At 46.2% G+C, this 4,446-nt stretch carries 5 protein-coding genes; 1 reads left to right on the top strand and 4 read right to left on the bottom strand.

Annotation, left to right across the window (positions count from 1 at the left end):
* Window positions 1–321: hypothetical protein (locus tag A3761_RS27935; protein ID WP_197473118.1), on the top strand; the 321-nt coding region annotated here is incomplete at its 5' end.
* 21 nt (window positions 322–342) lie between these two features.
* On the opposite strand, the gene alr is transcribed toward A3761_RS27935, so the two are convergent.
* The 4 genes from alr to A3761_RS27930 form a co-directional block, all read right to left on the bottom strand.
* The gene (alr, locus tag A3761_RS18820) at window positions 343–1,503 is read right to left on the bottom strand and encodes an alanine racemase (RefSeq protein ID WP_082865236.1); all 1,161 of its coding nucleotides are present in this window, start codon (window positions 1,501–1,503) and stop codon (window positions 343–345) included.
* Window positions 1,500–2,879, bottom strand: coding sequence for a replicative DNA helicase (dnaB, locus tag A3761_RS18815; protein ID WP_197469892.1), 1,380 nt, complete (start codon window positions 2,877–2,879; stop codon window positions 1,500–1,502). The genes alr and dnaB overlap by 4 nt, the downstream gene beginning before the upstream one ends.
* Window positions 2,880–3,065: 186 nt before the next feature.
* The gene (gene rplI / locus A3761_RS18810; RefSeq protein ID WP_068511437.1) at window positions 3,066–3,512 is read right to left on the bottom strand and encodes a 50S ribosomal protein L9; all 447 of its coding nucleotides are present in this window, start codon (window positions 3,510–3,512) and stop codon (window positions 3,066–3,068) included.
* A 69-nt stretch (window positions 3,513–3,581) separates the two neighbouring features.
* Window positions 3,582–4,446: hypothetical protein (locus A3761_RS27930; RefSeq protein WP_082870298.1), on the bottom strand; the 865-nt coding region annotated here is incomplete at its 5' end.

Here is a 4,446-nt window from a genome sequence, read left to right as displayed (position 1 = left end):
GGAGAGAAAACTATTCCCGCTCTCATTAACCCTAATATCTATCAGTATAATCAAGATCATGACTTGGGGCATGGCGCTCTAATAGGGACTTTGCCTGGCAACATCGCAGAGGTTATCGATATTGACATAAAGAGCCAATTTCATGGTGAGGTGAAAGTTAAAGATAGCTATGAACATGACGCACCGGTCAAGACCTACTTCTTTCCGAGCAGCCTTTCTTTCATCAACCCGACAGGCTCTTTTGGCGACATGAAGTTTATGTATGACGATACTTCTGAAGAACCATCAGAGAGCGAAGAACTCCTCGAAGAAGCACCTTAAAAAGGCCCAGTGGCGAATACTCTATTCGCCACTCAACAGCCTTGGAACACGAGTAGTAATACTACAAAATAACTCGTAGGCAATCGTACCAGCCAAAGATGCAAGCTCGTCCGCCTTAATATAATCCCCCCACAGCTCAACAGGACTGCCAAGACCACAAGAAGGAATATCCGTTATATCAATTGCCAACATATCCATCGATACCCGCCCTACAAGCGGGGCTCGAACAAAGGATTGTGACGCGGAATCAAAAACCGCTACCGGCGTTCCATCTGGTGCATGTCGGGGATAACCATCACCATAACCGCAAGCGACTGTTGCAATTCGTGATTCACGAGATGCTCGCCAGCGGCCGCCATAGCCAACACGCTCTCCGATAGAAAGCTCTCTAACAGCCATGATTGCAGACTTTAATTTCATCACCGGCTTTAAATCAAAATTCTGGTCTTGCTTCTCTGGTGACGGCATTGCGCCATATAAGATAATACCAGGTCGAACAATATCTTTATGGCTATGAGGATAATATAGAATACCACCGGAGTTAGCCGTGCTCAGTAAGAGCTCATCCGACTCAATATCTTGTATAACAGAATTAAAGCGCTGAAGCTGCTGATCTACCTGCTCCCCCCCTGGCAAATCACTTGCTGAGAAGTGCGTCATACAAGCATAGAGCGAGAGGTACTGATTTGACTCAATTCGCTTCAATGCAAGTGCAAAGTCCTCGCTATTCATACCCAGGCGATTCATTCCGGTATCAAGCTTTAAGCAAACTTTATACTCAGAAGCCTGAGTTTGATTTTCAAACAGCGCCAACTGCCATAAGCTATGGACCACCCAAATCACATTGCTTGTATCCTCGATACAGGCCTTAGCAAAAGGTCCTTCAAGTACCCATATTCGATTAGCGAGCTGAGCCTCACGCAATTGGCGCATTTCTTCGGGAATTGCCACTGCCAAGTCATGCTGGCCAGCAAGCCTTGCCATCTCGATCAGACCATGACCGTAGGCATTGGCTTTAAGCACCACCATTAAAGAAGTAGCCTTCGATATTTCTGCTGCACGCTTTATATTATGACGAAAAGCCTGCCCGTCTACTTCAAGATATAATGGACGACCGCCTGAAAAGCCCTCACCCTCAAGACACAAATTAACACCTTCTGCCCGCCTAAGCTTTTCGATCAAAACTCGTTTCCATAATCAGCGTGAGACAAATCATTAAATTTAGTATATTGCCCCTGGAATGATAATTTACATTTACCAATCGGCCCGTTACGCTGCTTACCAATGATTATCTCGGCCATACCTTTATCAGGGCTATCCTCGTTATAATAATCGTCACGGTAGATAAACATAATAACATCGGCATCCTGCTCGATTGCTCCTGACTCACGCAAGTCTGAGTTCATAGGGCGCTTATCCGGCCTAGACTCCAAGCCACGGTTTAACTGAGACAAGGCTACCACCGGACAGTTCATTTCCTTCGCCAAAGCTTTTAAAGATCGCGATATCTCAGAAATCTCTGCTGTTCTACCTTCCGTCATGCCAGGAACCTGCATCAGCTGAAGGTAGTCGATCATGATGAGACCTATATCCTGCTTAATTTCTCGCGCGACACGCCGAGTTCTAGATCGAACCTCCGTCGGGCTCAAACCTGCCGTATCATCAATAAAGAGGGGCTTGTCTTTGAGCATGCTCACCGCAGAGGTCAAGCGTGGCCAATCATCCTCTTCCAGCTTACCGGAACGTACTCTGGTTTGGTTAATCTGCCCTAATGAGGAGATAACACGCATTAGTATTGAGTCAGCCGGCATTTCCATACTAAATACTAATACAGGCTTCTCTGCTTTAATTAAGGCGGCCTCAACCAGGTTCATTGCAAAGGCCGTTTTCCCCATCGAAGGTCGAGCCGCAACGATAACCAGGTCCGAAGGCTGAAGACCGGAGGTCATCTCATCCAGGTCTCTAAAACCCGTCGTGACACCGGTAATACCACCCGAGGCATTAAACAGCTCATCAATACGTTCTAGCGTCTTGGTTAGGATAGGGTTTACTGATTGAGGCCCTTCACTGTCTTTCCCACCACTATTCTCAGCGATCTGGAAAACCTTCCTTTCAGCCTCATCTAGAAGCTCTGAGGTTGTCCGCCCCTGGGGGTTAAAAGCACTGTCTGTAATTTCTCCCGAGGCACTTATTAATCGTCTAAGTACTGCTCGCTCATGAACGATTTCTGCATAGGCCCTAACGTTAGAAGCGCTTGGCGTGCGCTCGACGAGCTGCCCCAGATAAACCATACCGCCAGCATTTTCGAGCTCGCCCATTTGTTCAAGCTCTTCAGCAACCGTCACTACATCTAGAGCATTACCACCCGTCGCTAACTTAGCAATTACTCGATAAACCAAACGATGATCTTGACGATAGAAATCCTCTTCCAGGACTTTGTCACCGACTACATCCCACTTACTGTTGTCCAGCATCAAGCCACCCAGTATTGACTGTTCCGCTTCGATTGAGTGGGGAGGTATTTTTAGTTTCTGTGTATCCTGATCAAGTACTGACAAGACTCTCACCTCTGATAGATCATAAAAGTGCAATGCTTAGTTTTGTAGAGCATAAATGAATACGGCCCGAAATATAATATATATTCGGGCCGTATCAGAGAGTAATTTATATTTTCAAATCACTCTACCATGGCAACGTTTCTTACCATGTTTAGTCAAAGCTATCTGACTACTTATTTCAGAAGCTTATTCCGCAACAATGATCAATTTAATGATCGCTGTTACTTCACTGTGCAATTGAATCGCAACATCAAACTCACCAACGTTACGAATCGCACCTTCAGGAAGACGAACTTCTGATTTAGCAACTTCAACGCCAGCAGCCGTTACTGCATCCGCAACATCGCGAACACCAATTGAACCGAATAACTTACCTTCGTCACCCGCTTTGGAAACGATAGTTACTTCTTTCTCATTCAATTGCTCAGCACGCGCTTCAGCAGCAGCAAGCTTCTCAGCAGCAGCTTTTTCAAGCTCAGCACGACGTGCTTCAAACTCAGCAACATTTGCTTCATTTGCCGCTACAGCTTTACCGTATGGTAATAGGAAATTGCGACCGTAACCTGCCTTAACAGTTACCTTGTCACCCAAACCACCTAATTTTCCAACTTTCTCGAGTAGAATAACTTCCATCTCGTGATCCTCTATTTTCTAGATTTCTCAAATTAGTTTCATGTAACTAATCAGCGTTTCATGCTTTTACTATTCTGGCGCCTGCATTCTAGCTCTAAAGTCGACCAAACTATCTAGTAAGGCTAACAAAGCTATCAGCATCAATACAGTTGGAAACAGCAATATGGCCGAGAAATAAATGCCAATTAACCACTGCCCGCCAAGCTTTCGCTTCGCTATCACGGCATGCACCAAGGCAAAACCGCAAACCATAATCGGAACCACAGCGACTGCGATAACCAAGGCAGGACTCACGCCCAGCACAGGTAAGATCACAATCAACAAAACCAGGCCCATCACCATACGCGCAGTTAAGCGTATCTGGTGAAACTCCTCTCGCCAACCACCCGGGTTATACAAGCTTGCCTGCCAGGATCGCGCTAAAAACAGCGATATAACAGCCATCCCGAAAAAGGATGAAGCAAAGCTTGCTACCAGTAGCAATTTGAAACCTTCTTGTAAATTAGCATCGTATTCTTGCTGCGACTCTTCTGCGAGCTGCTTAAAGAACTCTTCAGCCAACCCCATTAGGGTTTCAATCAACTCTGGCATAAGATAAGGAGCAACAATGCCTGTAAGCAGGCTAATTACTCCTCCGGCAGCCAGAGTGGCTTGCCAGGAGACGGTTGATCTTAATATCGCTGCCATAAGCAGAACCGATATTAGAACCACCAGCGCTCCGGGATCTTGCATTCCAGACCACCATGCCAAAGCAGGAATAGTTGCCCAGATAAAAACATTAAGACCCTGACTCAAGCCCTTTCGCAAGGTAACCAACCCAACAATCGCCGCGCCGAACCAAAACATCATTGGTATCATTACGCTAACGCTTGCCAAAACTGCTGCTTGCCAAGGTCCTCGCATGGCTAACTTAGCTAAGTCATGCATCAGGATA

It is taken from the genome of Oleiphilus sp. HI0123 (genome assembly GCF_001635315.1).
Note: the sequence above shows the minus strand (reverse complement) of the source record. Positions and strands in the feature narration are given on the sequence as shown.

Bases quoted from the DNA above. Each gene is read 5' to 3' on its own strand.
- rplI (WP_068511437.1), bottom strand. From the start codon at position 3,512: ATGGAAGTTATTCTACTCGAGAAAGTTGGAAAATTAGGTGGTTTGGGT.